Source organism: Wolbachia endosymbiont (group B) of Xylocampa areola, from assembly GCF_964028205.1.
Lineage (GTDB): Bacteria > Pseudomonadota > Alphaproteobacteria > Rickettsiales > Anaplasmataceae > Wolbachia.
This window is the reverse complement of the sequence record NZ_OZ034771.1, coordinates 119,805-138,940: the sequence shown is the minus strand read 5'-3', so window position 1 is coordinate 138,940 and position 19,136 is coordinate 119,805. Positions and strand designations below refer to the sequence as shown.

The 19,136-nt window shown below is 33.9% G+C and carries 20 protein-coding genes; 12 read left to right on the top strand and 8 right to left on the bottom strand.

Going from position 1 to position 19,136, the window contains the following annotated elements:
* The first annotated feature begins 272 nt into the window (after window positions 1–272).
* The gene (locus tag ABWU35_RS00635) at window positions 273–482 is read left to right on the top strand and encodes a DUF6290 family protein (RefSeq protein ID WP_007302130.1); all 210 of its coding nucleotides are present in this window, start codon (window positions 273–275) and stop codon (window positions 480–482) included.
* Complete coding sequence (locus ABWU35_RS00630; protein WP_264685552.1) at window positions 445–753, top strand: type II toxin-antitoxin system RelE family toxin; 309 nt, start codon at window positions 445–447, stop codon at window positions 751–753. The genes ABWU35_RS00635 and ABWU35_RS00630 overlap by 38 nt, the downstream gene beginning before the upstream one ends.
* 281 nt (window positions 754–1,034) lie before the next feature.
* Here ABWU35_RS00630 and ABWU35_RS00625 read toward each other — a convergent pair whose 3' ends face one another.
* Entirely contained in the window at window positions 1,035–1,193 is a 159-nt protein-coding gene (locus ABWU35_RS00625; protein WP_007302132.1) for a type II toxin-antitoxin system RelE family toxin, read from the bottom strand.
* A gap of 137 nt (window positions 1,194–1,330) precedes the next feature.
* On the opposite strand from ABWU35_RS00625, the gene ABWU35_RS00620 reads away from it, so the two are divergent.
* Window positions 1,331–1,747 carry a hypothetical protein gene (locus tag ABWU35_RS00620; protein WP_007302133.1) on the top strand — a complete coding sequence of 139 codons (417 nt, stop codon included), beginning with the start codon at window positions 1,331–1,333 and terminating at the stop codon, window positions 1,745–1,747.
* Here the strand turns inward: ABWU35_RS00620 and ABWU35_RS00615 are convergent.
* Window positions 1,744–2,589 carry a rhodanese-related sulfurtransferase gene (locus tag ABWU35_RS00615; RefSeq protein ID WP_012481894.1) on the bottom strand — a complete coding sequence of 282 codons (846 nt, stop codon included), beginning with the start codon at window positions 2,587–2,589 and terminating at the stop codon, window positions 1,744–1,746. The two genes, ABWU35_RS00620 and ABWU35_RS00615, sit on opposite strands and share 4 nt — an antisense overlap.
* Window positions 2,590–2,719: 130 nt before the next feature.
* Between ABWU35_RS00615 and ABWU35_RS00610 the strand changes: the two genes are divergently transcribed.
* Entirely contained in the window at window positions 2,720–4,318 is a 1,599-nt protein-coding gene (locus ABWU35_RS00610; RefSeq protein WP_019078664.1) for an ABC transporter permease, read from the top strand.
* 202 nt (window positions 4,319–4,520) lie between these two features.
* Here ABWU35_RS00610 and apaG read toward each other — a convergent pair whose 3' ends face one another.
* Entirely contained in the window at window positions 4,521–4,925 is a 405-nt protein-coding gene (apaG, locus tag ABWU35_RS00605) for a Co2+/Mg2+ efflux protein ApaG (protein WP_012481895.1), read from the bottom strand.
* A gap of 106 nt (window positions 4,926–5,031) precedes the next feature.
* Between apaG and ABWU35_RS00600 the strand changes: the two genes are divergently transcribed.
* A complete protein-coding gene (locus ABWU35_RS00600; RefSeq protein WP_029237555.1) occupies window positions 5,032–6,108 on the top strand; it encodes a 5-(carboxyamino)imidazole ribonucleotide synthase in 1,077 nt (358 codons plus the stop codon).
* 1 nt (window position 6,109) lies between these two features.
* Here ABWU35_RS00600 and ABWU35_RS00595 read toward each other — a convergent pair whose 3' ends face one another.
* Window positions 6,110–7,132 (bottom strand): aspartate-semialdehyde dehydrogenase, encoded by a 1,023-nt coding sequence (locus ABWU35_RS00595; protein WP_052264832.1) that lies wholly within the window; start codon window positions 7,130–7,132, stop codon window positions 6,110–6,112.
* Between the two features lie 138 nt (window positions 7,133–7,270).
* Here ABWU35_RS00595 and ABWU35_RS00590 point away from each other — a divergent pair, with 138 nt between their 5' ends.
* Window positions 7,271–7,696 (top strand): hypothetical protein, encoded by a 426-nt coding sequence (locus ABWU35_RS00590; RefSeq protein ID WP_007302139.1) that lies wholly within the window; start codon window positions 7,271–7,273, stop codon window positions 7,694–7,696.
* A gap of 28 nt (window positions 7,697–7,724) precedes the next feature.
* Here ABWU35_RS00590 and ABWU35_RS00585 read toward each other — a convergent pair whose 3' ends face one another.
* Complete coding sequence (locus ABWU35_RS00585; protein ID WP_007302140.1) at window positions 7,725–9,011, bottom strand: APC family permease; 1,287 nt, start codon at window positions 9,009–9,011, stop codon at window positions 7,725–7,727.
* Window positions 9,012–9,081: 70 nt separating this feature from the next.
* Entirely contained in the window at window positions 9,082–10,356 is a 1,275-nt protein-coding gene (locus ABWU35_RS00580) for an APC family permease (RefSeq protein WP_012481896.1), read from the bottom strand.
* Between the two features lie 138 nt (window positions 10,357–10,494).
* Here ABWU35_RS00580 and ABWU35_RS00575 point away from each other — a divergent pair, with 138 nt between their 5' ends.
* Entirely contained in the window at window positions 10,495–11,934 is a 1,440-nt protein-coding gene (locus tag ABWU35_RS00575) for a hypothetical protein (RefSeq protein ID WP_007302142.1), read from the top strand.
* A 101-nt stretch (window positions 11,935–12,035) separates the two neighbouring features.
* Window positions 12,036–12,806: a 5'/3'-nucleotidase SurE gene (surE, locus tag ABWU35_RS00570; protein WP_007302143.1), complete on the top strand. Its 771-nt coding sequence runs from the start codon at window positions 12,036–12,038 to the stop codon at window positions 12,804–12,806.
* On the opposite strand, the gene hisS is transcribed toward surE, so the two are convergent.
* Together hisS and ABWU35_RS00560 are read right to left on the bottom strand one after the other, a co-directional pair.
* Complete coding sequence (gene hisS, locus ABWU35_RS00565; RefSeq protein WP_007302144.1) at window positions 12,803–14,026, bottom strand: histidine--tRNA ligase; 1,224 nt, start codon at window positions 14,024–14,026, stop codon at window positions 12,803–12,805. The two genes, surE and hisS, sit on opposite strands and share 4 nt — an antisense overlap.
* On the bottom strand, window positions 14,023–14,595 hold the full coding sequence (locus tag ABWU35_RS00560) for a NifU family protein (protein ID WP_006015115.1): 573 nt from the start codon (window positions 14,593–14,595) through the stop codon (window positions 14,023–14,025). The genes hisS and ABWU35_RS00560 overlap by 4 nt, the downstream gene beginning before the upstream one ends.
* Window positions 14,596–14,764: 169 nt before the next feature.
* On the opposite strand from ABWU35_RS00560, the gene ABWU35_RS00555 reads away from it, so the two are divergent.
* The 4 genes from ABWU35_RS00555 (at window position 14,765) to ABWU35_RS00540 (ending at window position 18,919) form a co-directional block, all read left to right on the top strand.
* On the top strand, window positions 14,765–15,016 hold the full coding sequence (locus ABWU35_RS00555) for a J domain-containing protein (protein WP_230440382.1): 252 nt from the start codon (window positions 14,765–14,767) through the stop codon (window positions 15,014–15,016).
* A 90-nt stretch (window positions 15,017–15,106) separates the two neighbouring features.
* A complete protein-coding gene (locus ABWU35_RS00550; RefSeq protein WP_007302146.1) occupies window positions 15,107–16,189 on the top strand; it encodes an ankyrin repeat domain-containing protein in 1,083 nt (360 codons plus the stop codon).
* Window positions 16,190–16,436: 247 nt separating this feature from the next.
* Entirely contained in the window at window positions 16,437–17,492 is a 1,056-nt protein-coding gene (locus ABWU35_RS00545) for an ankyrin repeat domain-containing protein (RefSeq protein ID WP_007302147.1), read from the top strand.
* Between the two features lie 257 nt (window positions 17,493–17,749).
* The gene (locus ABWU35_RS00540; RefSeq protein WP_007302148.1) at window positions 17,750–18,919 is read left to right on the top strand and encodes an ankyrin repeat domain-containing protein; all 1,170 of its coding nucleotides are present in this window, start codon (window positions 17,750–17,752) and stop codon (window positions 18,917–18,919) included.
* The last annotated feature ends 217 nt before the right edge of the window (window positions 18,920–19,136 follow it).

Sequence of the window (19,136 nt, the reverse complement as noted above, 5' to 3'; positions counted from 1 at the left end):
CAGAGTCATCTACGTCAATAAAAGAATAGAGTTATCAAGTTGCAGAGCCTTCTTGATTTTTGATGATGAAGAGTAGTTGTTATCATAGAAATACATCCAGTAGCCAGCATACCTTCCTTATTCCTAATGATGTCTTGCAATACGTCTGTGTCATTTCTCCCTAAAATCTAATACTAGTATATACTCAATCTACCATAATCCGTCAATACAATTCTTTATTGAAAATTTTAGGAAAATGTTGTATAATTATGCAGTAGATTTCGGTAAAACTTATGGCTGATTCAAGTATTAACATTAGTGAAAAAGTTTTAAAAAACCTTACTCGTTTAGCTAAAGTAAAGAATCAATCAGCTCAAGAGCTAGCAGAGCAGTTTATACAAGAAGCTATTGAAAATGAAGAAGATATGGCAATAGCCAAACTTGCTATTCAACGTGACACTCGAAATGCAAAATTCATCAGGCATGAAGACATCAACTGGTGATAAGTATTTAATCTGCTATGAGGAAAATGTAGTTCACAAAGACATTCCAAATCTTCCAAAGACAATATGGTCAAGGGTAAAAGAAATCGTAAAAGAGCGTCTTACACTTTCTCCTGAGAAGGCAGGAGATCCCTTGCTCGGTGAGTTCAAAGGACATCGTAGAATAAGATCTGGTGATTATCGTTTGGTTTATAGGATAAGTAAATTAGAACGTACAGTAATAATTACTGCAATAGAGAATACATCTATAAAAGTTAGAACCTTCCTATAAGCATTGTATATTTCATTATACAGCCCTCCTTCCTCTTCACCTTAGGTGGCTTTGCTCAGCTCAAAAATAACTCATTTTTTGACTATACCCCTATAATTTTACTACTCTACAGACTATAAAATCGATGCTAATAACGGATTAGAGATAAACGTTGCAAAGAATCGCAGTGGCTCAACCGGAAAGGTTACAGTAAGTTAATACTGGAAGGATATTAGTATGGAGCCTCAGACTCGTAAATGTCTTTTCTGTGTTTTATTGAAACACTTCATACTTTGCAGCATTTATATGATACGATAATCGCCAGTTCTCAGTCTTCTGTATCCTTTGAGTTTGTAACAAAACGATTCACCAAAATCAATTGGATTAACTGTAAGTCGCTCTTTTACTATCTCTTCAACTCTTAACTTTATTGTTTTTGGAAAAGCTCTTCTTACCAACATTTTTCAGGAATTTAATCTTATAGCGCTTTAGTCCCACCTATAGTGGTAAGATTATCTACTTATTCTTATATGGGAATTTACCAATTGTTAAGATGTGCAGTGTAGTAAAAACATATTCTAATAGTATGGAAAAATAAATGACACGTAAAAAAAATGTATTTGAACAATATGTAGAAGATAAAATTATATTTTTAGATAGTTTGCGTAACAAAACAATAGGTGAGCTTATCGATTTTATGGACAAAAACCCAAATGTCAAAATCTTTGATTGGATAAGTAACAATACTAGTCATAGCCTAAAGCATAGAAGAGGTTACAATATTAGTAATAACATGAAACTTAGGTGCATAGGTGTAGGAATTGGTTTAGTTGCTGGTCTAGTTGCAGCATGTTGTTTATGGCAAGACACTTTAGCTCTTATTGGCGGTTCTGGTGTAGTGTTGATTGCATTTGCTATAGTTGGTGCGTTACTTGGAGCTGGAGCGAGCTATGTAGTAGGTAAATGTCTTGATAAAATTGAGGTTAGTAAGTGTGCAATAAGCAAATTTTCTTAGAGGTTCGTATTGAATTCTAGCTTTCTTTCAATACTTAAAGATTTACAATCAGAGCAAACTACCTGGCCACGTGGAACTGATTTCAGCTCATCAGTTGAAACTTTACTTGAGCAGAATATGCATTTTATTTTATCACTTGGGGCGAGTGAGTGATCAACAGCAATTCTATCATCAAAAACAAAACACTCGCCTTCCCAATTACCACTTTTGTTGTGAGTTTTTTCAAGGTAGGAAAGAATACCGCCTTTAAGGTGATAAACATCGTTAAATCCAAGGCTTTTCATATATGCTGTAGATTTCTCGCATCTGATTCCACCAGTGCAGTACATAGCCACTTTCAGATCTTTACTCTCAGAGAAAGACTCTGCCCACTGAGGAAAATCTCGAAAACGCTGAGTATGTGGATTGATTGCATTTTTAAACTTGCCTAGTTTTACTTCGTAATCATTTCGTGTGTCTATCACTAAAACATCAGGTTGAGAGATAAAATCATCCCAATAATCTGGATCAATGTACTGACCTCTAACGGAAGTATCGAGATTACTTACACCAAGATTCACAATTTCTCTTTTTAATCTCACTTTCATCTTACTAAATGGTTGATATTCTGCTGCACTCTCTTTCCATGTAAGGTCCCTTAGTCTATAATCAGAACGTAGAAAATCGAATATTTTATCAATCGCGTTTCTTTCACCAGATACGGTTGCATTAATACCCTCTTCTGCAAGGAGTATAGTACCCTTTAATTCGACATTGTCGCATGCAACTTTTATTTCATCTTTCATGTCATAATAATTAGAGAGTTTTACAAAATGATAGAAAGTTGCAATGACAAAACTCATAATTAATTAGTTTATCGATTTAAAACATAATATATAAAATTATGAAGATATTCAATAGGACGGCTGTTAATTACTGGATATCTTTAGTTTTTGCATATAACATTTTAATATCAAATATAGATTCAAGTTAATGTTTCTGAGAGTATTTAAAAATATATTCTTGTTTTTAGTAAGTGTATTATTTGTCTGCCCTATACTATCGTTAATATCGATTCTATTTACAGAATCAGCAAACTCTGGATGGGTAATTAGTAGACTTTTTCCTGAATATATACTCAATACGTTGATTTTGATGGTAGGAGTAGGGTTAATATCCTTTATATTTGGAGTAATTCCAGCTTGGCTTACTACATTTTTTTCGTTTCCCGGAAGTAGAATTTTTGAGATTGCCTTATTCTTTCCGATATCAATTCCTGGATATATAGTATCGTTTGTTTATGTAAATACGCTAGAGTTTTCAGGTCCGATTCAGAGCTTGTTAAGAGATACTTTTCAATTGGGCAAAGGTGACTATTGGTTTCCCGAGATCAAATCCCTAGGTGGTGGAATATTAGTAATGGGATTTAGTCTATATCCATACGTTTATATGTTGGTCCGCTCAAGTCTAAAGAGCGTTAGTAACTCAGTCACTATTGCATCAACACTTGGGTTCTCCTCATTACAGAGTCTGTTTTCTGTCATCATACCCTCCATACGTCCATCAATTATAGCTGGGTTATCCTTGGTACTAATGGAAGTAATTACAGATTTCGGCACACCACAGTTTCTTGCTATCGATACTTTCACGACGGGAATATACCGTACTTGGTTTTTACTGCATGACAAATATTCAACTACTGTTTTGGCAGTTGCAGAACTGATTTTCGTTGCAACACTAATAGTTATCGAGAAAAAACTACAAAAAAGAGAAATATCTTACTCTTCAATCAATACTAATGCAGATTATCACAATAAACGTAGTATAAACGGTTCTATATCGTTGATCTTTTCTTATCTTATGTGTTTATTGCCGATATTAATAGGCTTTATTTTACCAATGATTCCACTTATATATTGGAGCATAGAGAAAGGCTTTTTCATATACGAAGCAAGATTTTACAATATAATAACAAACAGTATTAGTTTATCATTTATTACCGCGCTAATCTCGATCAGCATTGCAATAATTATTGGATATACAGCACGTAAAAATAAGCTAATAAGCAATATAGCACGTCTAATTTCTCTTGGATATGCAATTCCAAATGCAATTATTGCAATTAGCATAATAATGTTTTTAAGCAGAATATCTTCTTTCATTACTCAATATATTGTAGAAATTAGCTTGGTAGGAACTATTGGCGCATTAGTTTACTCATATTTATTTCGTTTTTTTGCTATATCTTTCAAGGCGATAGAGTCGGGACTCAAAAAAACACCAAATGAAATTGAATGGACTGCATATACTATGGGTCATGGGCCTATTTCCACGTGCCTGAATATTCATATTCCCCTTATCAAGAAAAGTATACTATCGGGATTTCTGCTCGTGTTTATGGATACGGTAAAAGAACTCACGGCAACACTAATTATCAGACCATTTAATTTTGAAACTATATCAACTAGAGTATATGAACTTGTCAGCGATGAGCGTTACAGAGAAGCTGCCCCATTTTCGTTAATGATAGTTATTATAGGTTTAACCTCTACAATAATCTTATTCACACTTGATGATAAGAATCAAAAATAAACTATTTTGCATCTGTTCAGCAGAGTAACAAAATAAGATAGACGAAAAAAGACAACTATAGAAGCAAATGGTCAGTGCTTTCGTGTTTATCAACTTAGTTGGATCTCAGTATCAGCTACTCGGATGACATTATGGAAGCTCAAATGACAAAACAAGAAGCACTGGTTTCAGATGCACTTAAACAAATACACTATCTTGATGATCAATGAGGTCTAGTGTTAACGTATGGACTATCTAAGGAAAAGGGTGGTACCATAACATCAAAGGTTTTTATGCTCTCTTCGTTCAGAAATTCATATTTACCCTGCATTATTCCTGATGGTGTATTTAAGTATGTTCCACTTGTATATTTGAATACCTCTCCAGATTTTATTACAGGTTGTTCTCCAATAACACCAACTCCGGCAATTTCATTTATTTTCCCCTTATGATCTATTATTTGCCAATAGCGACTTAATAATTGAATGGTTGATGAGCTTTTGTTTTTTATCTTAACATTATACATCCATACGTAACAATTTTCATAAGGAATGGATTGCTCTTCAATGTAAATTGGCAAAACTGTAACTTCAACAGAATTAGTAATAAGTGTGTATTTCATGGTCATCGTAAAGTGTTCATGATAAAAGTTTAACACACTTCAATTATACACTTTTTTCATAGATTTTCCAAGCATATTATCGTACTCTAACTAGGAAATATTAATCTACATGATGAACAAAACAGATCCACTGGATAAAAAAGTGATAGGAATAATAGGAAGTGGGCAATTAGGTAAAATGACTGCTATCGCTGCAATAAAACTTGGGCACAAAACGCATATTTTTGCCAGTGCTAAAAACGATCCAGCTTGTTCTGTTGCTGATGATTTAACAATAGCAGACTTCTGTGATAAGAGGGCACTTGAATCTTTTGCACAGAGTGTGGATTTAGTCACTATTGAGTCTGAAAATATTCCATGTAGTGCAATTGATATTGTGTCGCAGCATACAGATTTTTATCCAGGTAAAAAGGCGTTACACATTTCGCAAAATAGGCTGAGAGAGAAAGATTTTATTAGAGATTTAAGCATAAAAACTGCTGATTACAAAAGTATACAAAATTATAATCAGCTACTAGAAAGTAGTGAAACTTTTAGCTATCCAGTGAGGCTAAAAACAACAGAAATGGGTTATGATGGAAAAGGACAATATATGATTGAAAATGATTCTGAACTGAAGCAATTTGCTTCCTTCGATTGGAATAAAGAGTACATTCTTGAAGCAAGTGTTGATTTACTGAAAGAGGTTTCAATAGTCGTTGCAAGAGATAAAAACGGTAAAGTAGCTTTTTTTCCTATAGCAGAGAATCACCACGTTGACGGAATACTTAATACTTCAATAGCACCAGCTAAAATAGATAATAAATTAGCCCAAGAGGTACAAAAAACTGCAGAGAAAATAGCAACTGCACTTGATGTAGTAGGAATTCTAGCTATTGAATTTTTCATCACTCAAAATCATGAATTACTAGTTAATGAACTGGCCCCAAGACCCCACAATTCTTGCCACTGGAGCTTGGATGCATGCAACGTTAGTCAATTCGAGCAGCTAGTTAGGATAATATGCGGGCTATCTATGCAGGAAGTAGTATTACGCTTTCCTTGCATGACAAAAAATATAATAGGTAATGATATATATAATTCTCACAAATATTTGAGCAACGAAAAAGCTAGTTTAACCATATATGGGAAAAAAGAGGTTAGGGACAAGCGTAAAATGGGACATGTCAATATAGATTTAAGCTATTGAGCTATAAATGCTCTTTGATCAAGATCTCCAAGATCTGCACTATATTTAGTGCTGCACCTTTGCGTAGATTATCAGCTACTATCCACATATTTAATCCGTGTTTAACGGTATCGTCTTGTCTAATACGCGATATGTATACGGCATTCTCTTGCACAACATCAATCTGAGTCATATATCCACCATCTTCGCGCTTATCTTGCACTAAAACTCCATCGTCTTCACTGAGCATTTCACGAGCTTCTTCTTCAGTTATATGCTGATCAAATTCTACATTTACTGCTATAGCATGACCAACAAGAACAGGTACTCGGACACAAGTTGCAGTTACTTTTATATCCTCTTCTAAAATTTTTTTTGCCTCCTCTTGCATTTTCCACTCCTCTTTTGTAGAACCATCTTCCATGAACTCTCCTATATGAGGAATGCAATTAAATGCTATTTGCTTAGGAAATATTTCAGGTTTTTTAGCTTCATTCATAAAGATTTTTTTTGTCTGATTGTAAAGCTCATCCATTGCTGCTTTACCTACACCAGAAGTTGATTGATAAGTTGAAGCAACGATTCTCTTTATTTTTGCTTTTTGGTGTAATAAATGTAATGCCAGCAACATTTGTATTGTAGTACAGTTTGGATTAGATATTATGTTATGGTTTTTATACTCCGTAATTTTATCTTTGTTGATCTCTGGAATAACTAGTGGCACGCCTTCTTTCATCCTAAAACGAGAGGTATTATCTACGACAATACATCCAGCTTCAGTTGCAATCGGTACGTATCTCTCGGAAACATGAGACCCAGCACAGAAAATTGCTATATTAATTCCAACAAAATCGTAGTTCTCAAGGTCTAAGACAGTTAATTCTTCATCGCCGAAACTTACCTTTTTTCCCTTTGATTTTTTCGATGCAAAAGCAACAACAGAATCTATCGAAAATTTTCCCTCTTTTTGAAACTCAGCAAGCATGGTCAATACCTCATATCCTACTCTTCCTGTTGCTCCAATAACTGCAATCTTACATCCCATATAAATAAACCTCTGATTTTAAAGCTATATTATATTTTTACTGATAAAATTTACAATTACTTTAATATTTTTACCTTGCAATTAACCATAATTTAGTTATAATTATAAGACACTAATAATATTGCATGGTAGAATGAAATGAGTAAAAAACATGATGACACTAAGGTCAAACCTGCAGTATCTGCATTTCAAAAGCCTGAAAAAGTCAATAGATTAGAGATTCAAAATGTTCTTTCGAAAAAAAGCAAGCCAGCGATAAATTTTGATGATAAAAAGTATGGTGTGAAAATTTCTAAGATAGACCAGCATCTTTCAAACAAGAAGCAAGAATCTTTTGGATTAAGAGATTTTTTAAGTTCAATACCAATAATAGGAAGATTTTTAGTGAAAATTTTCACGCCTGAAAAAGAAGAGTATAAAAAACTGCAATCGCAAATAGGTCTTTCTAATAAAGCAAAAAATGAGATCTACATAGATAATAAACGCACAGAAGAAGTAGGTAGCAAACTTGAGAATGGTAATATTGAACAAGTAGATAAAGAGAAAAAAAATCTTGGCCCATAAATATTAACCATTTAAAGTGTATCTCTCACTACTGAATTTGTTGCACAGAAGTTTTGCAGTACCAAAATAAATAAATGGGTATGCCACTTGCAGTGAACAGGCTCGAAATCAGCAGAGTACCTACAGGGGTTTCTAATATCACCCAACAACAAAAGGTTGTTGCTATGCTACCAATTAAAAGCTTATAACAACTCCTCTCCTGTATAATAACCTTTAGAAAGGCAAAACAGCACGCAAGATAAACGAACAAAAATGAAATTACAGAAAAGTCAATAATCGACGTAATCTGCTGGGCAAAATTGTTGTTTGAAGTGAGAATTAGTAAAATTGCAGTTCCAATTGAACTAACTGTTATTCCCCAAAAAGGAGAGCCATGCTTGTTCCTTTTAGCAAAGAATTTTGGCATTAGTCTATCTTCTGCAAGACCAAAAGCAACTTGTCCACTAGATAAAACCCAAGCGTTTAGACTGCCAACACAAAAAATGAATGCAACTATAGAAACAATTAAATGCCAATTACCAGAAAACATAATTTTTATCGCATCAACATATGGTGCTCTTGAACTTGCTAAATTGTTGCCATTGATCAATCCCATAATTGCAAAATTGTTGATAAAATATATAACAGCAACACAAACTGTGCCAAGCACCACAGCTTTTGGTATAGTTTTAGCTGGATTATCAACTGACCCTGCAGGTGCTGTTGCCAATTCAAGTCCAATAAAACACCATAAAGTAAGGAGTGTAGAGCGGGCAAGAATTTGCGATGTTGTAAGACTTAATATTTCTTCACTTATGATAAAATTATTTCTATCGAAAAAAAACAACGCTGCTACAGGTATTGCAAGCAATACAGCAACCTTCACAACCGTGAGCAGAAACTCAACGTGCCCTGCAGTAGCTATTCCCCTTAAATTTATTAATGTAATGATTGTAAATAACAACAGCTCTAAAAATAAACGCATACTTTTGATATCTTCATGGAAAAATGGTGTAAGATAGCCAACACCCACAACTATTAAAGCTGTTGTACTAACCCATGAGATTACCCAATATGTCCAACCAACAAAGAACGCTGCGGTAGAACCAAAAGTATGTTTCACATAAACGTGAGGACCTCCTGTTTCTGGAAACTTTGCACATAGCGTAGCAAAAACTAGCGCAAGAGACACAGCACCAGCTCCTGATATCATCCAACTTATAAGGCTATAAGCGCCATATGGAGCAAGGCTAATTGGAAGCATAAAAACCCCAGAGCCGATCTGACTACTAATGACTAAAGCAAAAACAGCCCAAAAACCTATTTTATTTGACACAATACCTCTTAATTCTATTAATGTAAGCCAGTAGTATAGCTTAAGAATTTTAGCAAATAAAAAATTTAAGTTAAGTTTTTAGTTTATGATACCAAAGTAGATAAATAAGTGTTCCGCTTAAAGGGAATAGACTTGATATTAACAATGTTTTTATAGAAGTCTCGTATATTACCCAACAGCAAAAAGATACAGCCACACCTCCAATTAAAAATTTGCAGTAGCTTTTGTCTTGTATATTAACTTTGAGAAAAGCAAGGCTACATGCTAAGTAGATAAACAAAAATGACACCACAGAGATATCAATTATTGAAGTTACTTGCTCAGCAAAACTTTTGTTTGACGTTAGGATAAGTAAAACTAACACCCCCAAAGTACTGAGTATTATTCCCCATAATGGAGCATCATGCTTATTTTTTTTGCCAAAAAATTGCGGCATTAACTTGTCTTTTGCAAGGCCTAAGGTGACCTGTCCATCAGCTAAAAACCAAGCATTTAAATTACTTACAGAAACGATAAAGGCAACAACAGAAACAATTAAATGCCAATTACCTGGAAGCATAATTTTTATCGCATCAACATATGGTGCTTTTGAACTAGCTAGTTCATTACCACTTATCAATCCCATAATTGAAAGACTATTGATGAAATATATCACAGCAACACAGACTGTTCCAAGCACTATAGCCCTTGGTATTGTTTTAGAGGGATTATTGACAGATCCTGCAGGTGCCGTTGCTGATTCAAGTCCAATAAAACACCATAGAGTAAGGAGTGTAGAGCGCGCAAGGACTTGAGACATCGTAAAGTTTGATACTTCCTCACTTACAACAAAATTATTTCTATCAAAGAAAAATAATCCTGCTATGGGTATTGCAAGAAGTGCGATAATTTTAACAATGGTCAGAAGAAGCTCAACATGCCCAGCAGTAGTTACCCCTCTTAAGTTTATTAGCATGATAGCTAAAATTAATGTTATTTCTAAAAGCAAACGTATATCTTGTATATCATTATGAAAAAGCGGGGCTAAATAACCGATACTTGCAATTGTCACAGCTGTTGAGCTTACCCACGAGCTTACCCAATATGTCCAGCCAACAAAAAAAGCTGCTGTAGAGCCAAAGGCATGTTTCACATAAATATGAGGACCACCCGTTTCTGGAAATTTTGCGCAGAGTGAAGCAAAAACTAAAGCAAGAGATATAGCACCAAATCCTGATATAACCCAGCTTATGAGGCTATAAGCGCCGTATGGTGCAAGGCTGATTGGGAGCATAAAAATTCCAGAGCCAATTTGGCTACTAATCACCAAGGCAAAAATAGCAAAAAAGCCTATTTTATTTGACACGACAATGTTTAATTTTTATCTGAATAATTAACAATATAGTTGAAGCTCAGAAATTTCAATTGGTCTTTACAAAATTTGCATTTTTTTAATTTAAGCATATAATAAAAAGTATATTAATAGATTATTAAGAGGCGGGGTATGAATCCAAGGTTAAAAGATTTTTTGATTATTTGTGGGGGTATTTTATTGTTTGTTTCCGCTATTGGAGCAATTTTTTTATTTGAATATTTATTTGATATCTTTATTAATGCGCTTTATGCATTCCTTCTTGCCAAAACTTCAAGTGAAGTATTAGCATTTTTTGGAACACTTGCAATTTTTTTAGCTGTTGGCGTTTCATGCTACGGACTGCATAAGCTCTGTTCTATTTTTACAGAAAAAATTACAAGCAGCTATCAGTCTTTCAAAAATGAAAATAGTGATGATAACATTTTTTCTGAAGTATATAATGATCCAACAGTAGGGTTAAAAGATAAGATTTTATTTTTTTCTATATACTCAATATACTACATTCAATTACCATTTTTGTATTGTGCATCAAAGATATCAGAACTTAGTAGAATGTTATCAGAGAGTAGAGCGCTCGGTCTTAGAATATGTTTAGTGCTTATCAATACTATATTATTGATCCCTGTAGCGCTTCTTGAGTTAATAAAGTATCCATTAATAAAGCTCTTCTCGCCTCTGGGTTTAAGTGTAAAGCAAATGAGCTTTTTGTTTAATGTAAGTGATGTAGGTACTGGTAATCAGAATGTTCATACTAGAAGTTTTGAGCAAAGTGTTATTGAGTGTGCCAAAAAATTAAAGGAAGAATATGGGACTCCGTCAAATGAGCTGGATGAAGAGTTTAAAAACTATATAGGCGGTTTGACAAATCAGCAGAAAGAACTGATAGCGCCTTATTTGAAGGTAGATAATTATAGAGAAGGAGAATGGGTAAGGTGGGTAGATTCCAAAACCGGACTGACATTAACACAGGCCATAAATCTAGTTTTAATTGCAGCAACAAAGCAAAATGCAGATGTAGAGCTGTTGAAATCCATATTGCTGGTTCGTTTTGAGGAAAGTAATCGCCAATGTGGTCCTGGAATGCTTAATCGTATCATTTATGCATTAAGTGGCCTTGAAGCAGAAAATAATTTTGCAGCTCAACTAGAGCCTCAGATAATAGGAGAATTGGCCGGTAATGCTACTAAAAGATTTCTTGAGAGATCTGTAGATAAGCACTACTTTAAAATAAAAATTTTAAAAGAAAATTTTGATGACTTATATTCGCTAGGTTCTGAAGTGGATTTGAGCAATGCAAATGATGAAGTAAAGGATGGAATTTCTCATATGAGAAGTGCTATAAAAGAATTTGTATTTAAAGAGTTATATGTGAAGTTTTATAATGACTATGGAGAACATATTCGTAGAGGACAGATAAAACAAAAGCTAAGGGAATTAATAACAGGTGAAGTCATAGATGCAGCAATATCTTGTAAGATAGACGAGATAGAAGTTCCTGCAGAACCATCTACTTATCTTGAAAAAGTGAAAGCATTTATAGGGGGCATGGCAAGATTTTCTGCTGCTTAATCTCTTAATTTTTCTTATTGATTTGTAGTGGGCTTTTTTGTTACAGTTAGTAATTATGCAAAGAAATCTCATCAGTATACTTTGATAGCTGAGTGTTACATATGATAATATTGATAACAAATGATGATGGTTTTGAAAGTGAAGGAATAAGATTACTTAAAGAAATTGCACAAAATTTTGCATCGGAAGTATGGATAGTGGCGCCAGATGCTGATAGGAGTGGAGCTGCAAGGTCTCTTGACTATCCAGTAAAGCAATTTATTAAAATAAGTCAACATAGTGAAAGGGAGTTTAGTGTGTCTGGTACTCCCGCAGATTGTGTCATTATCGCGTTAAATAAAATTATGAATAAAAAACCAGACTTAATATTATCTGGAGTAAATATTGGATCAAATGTCGGCGATGATATTTGTTATTCAGGCACAATCGGTGCTGCAATGGAAGGTGCTGCAAGATCTATACCTTCTATTGCGCTGAGCCAAGTTTATCATGATAAAATAGACTGGAACAATACAAAGATTTTTGCACCAAAGGTTATTGCCAAGCTAATGAAAGTTGGTTGGCCTAAAGATATAGTGATGAGTATAAATTTTCCTGCTACAGAAAAAGTGAAAGGGGTCGAATTTGCTGAACAAGGTGAATATAACATTGATGGTGATTTAACTTTTACTGAAAATTTAAATGGTTCTTTGAGCTTAAATTGGTCTCGGGAACACTCAGGCAGTGGTAGTGTAGATAAAATAAAAGGAGGTTTTATTACTATTACACCGATAAAATTAGATTTTACAGATTATGATATATTAAATGCTATGAAAAATTCTTGTGCAGAGGAATTTTCTTCTATAGCTAACACTCCTATTGCTTCTGATTAGATATTTTCTACGGTTTTATCGCGAGCAATCATTTTTTCTTCACCCGTGTCCATATTTTTAATTTTTAAAGTTTTACTGCTTAGCTCTTCATCACCAAAGATTAATACAACTTTTGCATTTGCTTGATTTGCTTTTTTCATTCGGGTTTTTAGAGTTCCACTATATTCGTAAATCACATATAAACCATTTCTGCGTAATTCACTTGCAAGTGTTAGAGCATGTTCTTCAGCTTCTCCACCGATTGGAATTATATAAATAGGCCTCTCTTTTTTTTCAGCATAGTTGATTAATTCCATTATACGCTCAATCCCCCCTGCAAATCCTATTGCTGGAGTGTGTTTTCCACCTACTGAAGATACTAGATTATCGTATCTTCCACCGGCAAAAACTGCTCCTTGTGCACCTAAATCTTCTGTGACAAATTCAAATACTGTGTGACAATAATAGTCTAGACCTCGAACTAATTTGCTATTTACAGTGTAAGGTATGCCAAGAGCTTGCAGTCCATTTAACACCTGGTCAAAGAAATATGAAGATTCTTTTGTATAATAATCACTGATTTTTGGTGCGTCAGAGATTATTTCTTTATCTGTCTTATCCTTAGAGTCTAATATTCTGAGTGGGTTTTTAATCAATCTATTTTGACTATCTTCTGATAGGTCATTTTGAAACTTTTTTAAATACGATATCAAAGCTTCTCTATACTGAGTTATTGTTTCACTATCACCCAGAGAGTTGATTTCCAGCTTTACATTTTTATTGATGCCAAATTCAGTTAGTAAGTGCTGAGCGAGTGATATCAATTCAATATCAGCTTTTGGATCTTCTATGCCAAAAACCTCAAAATTTATCTGATGAAATTGCCTTTGTCTTCCCTTTTGCGGTCTTTCATAGCGAAATGCAGGCCCTATTGAAAATAATTTTATCGGCGCTTGTAGTTTTTTTTCAATGAGTAACCTAACAATAGCTGCAGTGAACTCAGGACGCAGAGTTATGCTCTTTCCCCCTTTATCAATAAAAGTATACATCTCTTTAGTGATAATATCTGAGCTATCACCTAAAGTCTTTGTAAAGACTTCTGTGTATTCAAATATCGGAGTTTGAACAGGTAAAAAGCCGTATAAACTTGAGATTCTGCTTGCTGTTTGCTCTATGTGTTTAAACTTGTACCATTCATCAAACAGGAGATCTTTTGTTCCTCTAACTGTTTGATTAGTCATAGCATAGTCTCTATACCTGAAACTTCTGGTATGTGATAGCTTAGCATATTCTGCACTCCTTGTTTTAAGGTAATTGCAGCACTTGGGCACCCAGAGCAAGCTCCTTGCAGTTCAACGTAAACTATTCCGTCTTTATAGCCACGGAACTTGATATCACCACCATCTTGAGCAACTGCAGGTTTAATATAACTTTCCATCAATTCTTTTATTCTATTTACAATTTCTATATCATTTTCATTAAAGAATTCTTCCTCTAGCATTTTATTATCACTTACTCCTTCTTTATCAAATGCTTTTCCACCAGAAGTAAAGTGATCCATAATTGTAGTTAAAATTTCCACCTTTACTATATCCCAATTCATTCTATCTGATTTTGTTACCGAAATAAAATCATGACCAAAAAATACTCTTACAACATGTTCTATTTGAAAAAGATTTACTGCTAGTTTGGAGTTCTTTATTTCATCTGCATTTGAAAAATCAGCTGTTTCTCCTTCGCTCAGAATTTCAAAACCAGGAAGAAATTTCAGCGTGTTTGGGTTTGGTGTTTCTTCAATCTGGATAAACATGTTATTTACCATGACAATTATAATTGTTACTATTTAATCATAAAATGATAAAAAAATATACATGTCATTCATCTTCTTCCTTTTTTTGATATTCACAATAATCACGTTTGTTTTACCTAGCGTTGTTGTATTTTTTCTCTTTTTGGCAAAGAGAAATAACATAAGTTTTATGATGCACTCTATATTAAGTAAGTTTTTGAACGAATTTAACAGCAGTAAAAGTTACACCAAAAATTACACTGGTGATAATATGTCCAAAGATGAAGCATTAAAAATACTGGGGCTGAATTCCGAGGCAAGCCAAAATGAAATCAATAAGGCATACCAAAATTTAATGAAACTGGTCCATCCAGACAAGGGAGGCTCGGAATATTTTGCACAAAAGTTAAACGCAGCACGTGATAGGTTGATGAAGACCTAATTTTAACTATTGTTTTCTCTGTAAATTTTGCTTGTACATATTAAGTTGCATGATATAAAACCGGAAACATTATTCTTTAGGAGGTATTTGATGAAAAAACTTGAGAGATTGAGAAAGAATTTATTTGCGGCTATAGATGAGCTTAATATTAATAAAGTTAAAAGATATGTTAAAAAGGCAAGATATATAAATAAAGAAAAAGAGATTATTAATGGTAAAAAAGATGGTATGGCACCTATACATCTTGCTGTTTATAGAGGTAGCTTAGAGATAGTGCGGTTTTTGCTTAAAAATAATGCTAATATTAATGCTGTTAGTGATGGATGTCTTGTTCCTTACTCGTACGTTACTGCCATGAATAGAAAAGCAGAAATAAAAGAAATGATATATCATTGTACTAGTAGTACCACTTCCCAAGTAATGCAAGGTTTTACAGCTTTACACTTAGCCTTTTTTTATTGTCGATTAGATATCGCGAATCTTCTGCTCAATAATAACACTATTAATATTAAAAATGCAAATGGCAAAACGGCATTTGAGGTTATCCCTGGTTATGAAAGTCTTTGCAGTGATGGCTGTGACATAGAAAAAATATTCTTAGCTGTGTTAAGATTTCATAAAAATAATTGTACAGAACTATTACTTTCTGCTAGAATAAATACTAAATTAGAGTTAGAAGCTGGTGATACTCCAGATGCAGCAAGTAGTATAGCAAACCCTTTCTCAACCTCCACCAGGGCAAATACTAAGATAGGATTGGAAGCTGGTGATACTCCAAATCCTGCACCAAGCAGTGCAGTAAAACCTTTTTCTTTTATTAATAGTATATTTAGTTGGGTAACCACTGCCACACTCAATGGCTTATTCAGCAGTGCTCCTACTTTACTTCCTGCACAGCAATTTGTTGATCACTTAGCTGGTAGCCCAATTGGTTCTTCACAAGTTGATTTTAATGCAACAGCTCTACTAGTTGATGTAGTGGTCAAAAAGTTCACAGGGAAAAAGTATTCAAGACTACTGGACAATCCACCTCTGACAAAACTTGATATTATAGAAAAAAAACTCGAGACGGCAATTAGTAGTTGTGAAAAACTTTATCAATGTCCTGAAAGTTCATTAAGCAATTTAACGATATCTAAAAGTATGCATCAAAAGTCCCTTCAAATCAGTTAAAATAAGCTCTCTAATTCGAGTGCTTATTTACAAAACTTATCCCTTATTTCCTCTTCTAAAGCAGATTGCTTATTATCAAGTAATAAAAATTATGAATTAGGGGCTTAAAATATTTTGCAAAAAAGTTACGTGATAGATTGCTGAAGACCTAATTTTTAACTATTGAAATTTTTCTCTGTAAATTTTGCTTGTATATATCAAATTGTGTGATACAAAATCGGGAACGTTGTCTTTTAGGAGATATTTGATGCAAGGGATGCAAAAACGGATAAAAACTGAGAACTTTGTAAATGAGTTATTTATTGCCATAAAAGAGCATAGTCTTCTAAAAGCTAACATATGTATCAGAAGTGCAGTGTACATGAACCTAAGAAAGCAGATTTTTATTGGTGAAAAATACGGTATGAAACCTATAAGTTTTGCTGTGAAAGAAAATAGCTTAAAGATATTGAGGTTTTTGGTTAATAACGGCGCCAATGTTAATGCTGCTAGTAGTGAAAGCTTGAGAGTTGCATTGCACGTTGCTGCTGAATATGGCAGAGAAGATGCAGGACAGCTTCTACTTAGTCGTTATGCTAAGATCAATTTGCAAGATATAACGGGTAAGGTGCCTTTGCACTTAGCGTCTTTCCATTGCCAAGTGGCAATGGTGGAACTTCTTATCAAGCATGATGCTAATATTTATATAAGAGATGCGGGTGGTAGAATACCACTAGATGTTGTTGGAGATGATCCAAAATCTATATGTACTAGTAATACAAGGCAAAAAATAATATCTACATTAAAATGTGCTGATAAAGAAGTTAATTGTCAGACATTAGCTTCTAGAGCAAATCCTAAGGTAATAGAAGCTAGGAATTACTTTAGCTATCATGATAATAGTACAAATGCGTTAAGCAGCGCAGTAAAACCTTCTTCTTTTATTAATAGTATGTTTAGTTATGTGAGAACTTCAATTACTGCTGTACTCAGTAGCCTATTTCAAAGTACCCCTGCTTTACCTCCTGCACAGCAATCTATTGCACATTCAACTGGAAGCTCAATTGGTTCTTCACAAGTTGATTGTAATGGAATAATTCTGCTAACTGCTGTAGCAATAAGTAAGTTCACAGGGAAAAGATATTCAATGCCACTGGATGATTCACTTTTAACGATAAGACAGGTTAAAGAAAGAAAACTTAATTCTCTAGAAAGAGATGTCAAGATGGCACTTAGCAAGTGTGACAAGCTTCATCAGCATCCTGAAAGCTCACTGAGCAACTTCACAATATCTAAAGGCGTGCATCATCAAAAGCACCTCTAAATCAGTTAAACTAAGCACTCTAATTCGAGTGCTTATTTACAAAACTTATCCCTTATTTCCTTTTCTAAAGCAGATTGCTTCTTATTAAGAGCAAAAAAATTTGAATAATGAAGCTCAGCATATTTTGTACAAAAGTTAACGTGGTAGGTTGCTGAAGACCTAATTTTTAACTATTGAAATTTTTCTCTGTAAATTTTGCTTGCACATATTAAGTTGCATGATATAAACCCGGGAGATTCTCTTTTAGGAGGTATTTGATGGAAAAACAAAAAATAATTGAGATTTTAGGAAGAAAATTAGTTTCTGCTATAAGCAGAGGTGATTTTCAGAAAGTTAAAGAATGTATTAAAGAGATAGAGTATGAACAAATAAAAAATGAAGTTTTGAATTATGAAAGATACTATATGAAACCTATACATCATGCTACTCTCTTGGGTAATTTAAAGATATTAGAGTTTTTATGTAACAGCGGTGCTGATGTTAATACTACTATTAGTAATCGATATTTGAGTACTCCCTTGCACATTGCTGCTAGACATGATAAACTAGAAATAGCAAAGTTTTTACTTGATCGTGATGCTAACATCAATGCTACAAATTATAAAGGCTTTACACCTCTGTACTTAGCATCTGACCACTGTCATTTAAATATGGTAAAACTCCTACTCTGCAAGGGTGCTGATGCTAGTATTCAAAGTCAGTATGGCAAAACAGCATTAGATGTTGTTGGAAATGCTAGAAAAGATGAATGTAGTAGTAGTGAAATTCAAAAAATAGAATCTGTATTGAGCAGTTCTACTGAAGCTGACTGTGAAGCAAAATTAACTTCTATAAAAGCAGGTATTAAAGACGCTAACGACAGCACAGATTTTGTAAGTAGTGCAGCGAGTCTTCAATTATCCCCTACCAAAGCAATTAAGATAGAATTGGAAGTTAGTAATACCAAAAACTTGGCAAGTAGCACAGTGAACTCTTCCTCCACTCCTACCAGAGCAGATTTTAAAGAAGCTAGCAGCATCACAAGCGGTGCAGTAAAACCTTCTTCTTCTATTAATAGTATATTTAGTTGGGTAACCACTGCCACACTCAATGGCTTATTCAGCAGTGCTCCTACTTTACTTCCTGCACAGCAATCTGTTGACCACTTAGATCGTAGCCCAATTAGTTCTTCACAAGTTGATTGTAATGGAATAATTCTACTAACTGCTGCAGCAATGAGTAAGTTCACAGAAAAAAAATATTCAAGGACACTGGACAATTCACTTCTCACAATAGAAGAAATTAGAGAAAGAAAGCTTAACACTATAGAAAAAAACTTCGAGACAGCACTTAGTAAGTTTAAAAAACTTTATCAATGTCCTGAAAGTTCATTAAGCAATTTAACGATATCTAAAGGTATACATCAAAAGTCCCTTTTAATCAGTTAAAATAAGCACTCAAGCTTGAGTGCTTATTTTCGTATAATCCTCTTTAAGTTAAAGCTCTTATATGTTGAGAATAAGCTGCTAAGCAATTTAAGCAAACTAAGGAGGCTTATGGTGTTTTGTACAAAAACTAAATGTAGCACGTGATCAAATAACAATCTCTTACGTTGTAAATTTTTTTTAATTTTACATATAAATTTCACTAGCATATGCCCAAATT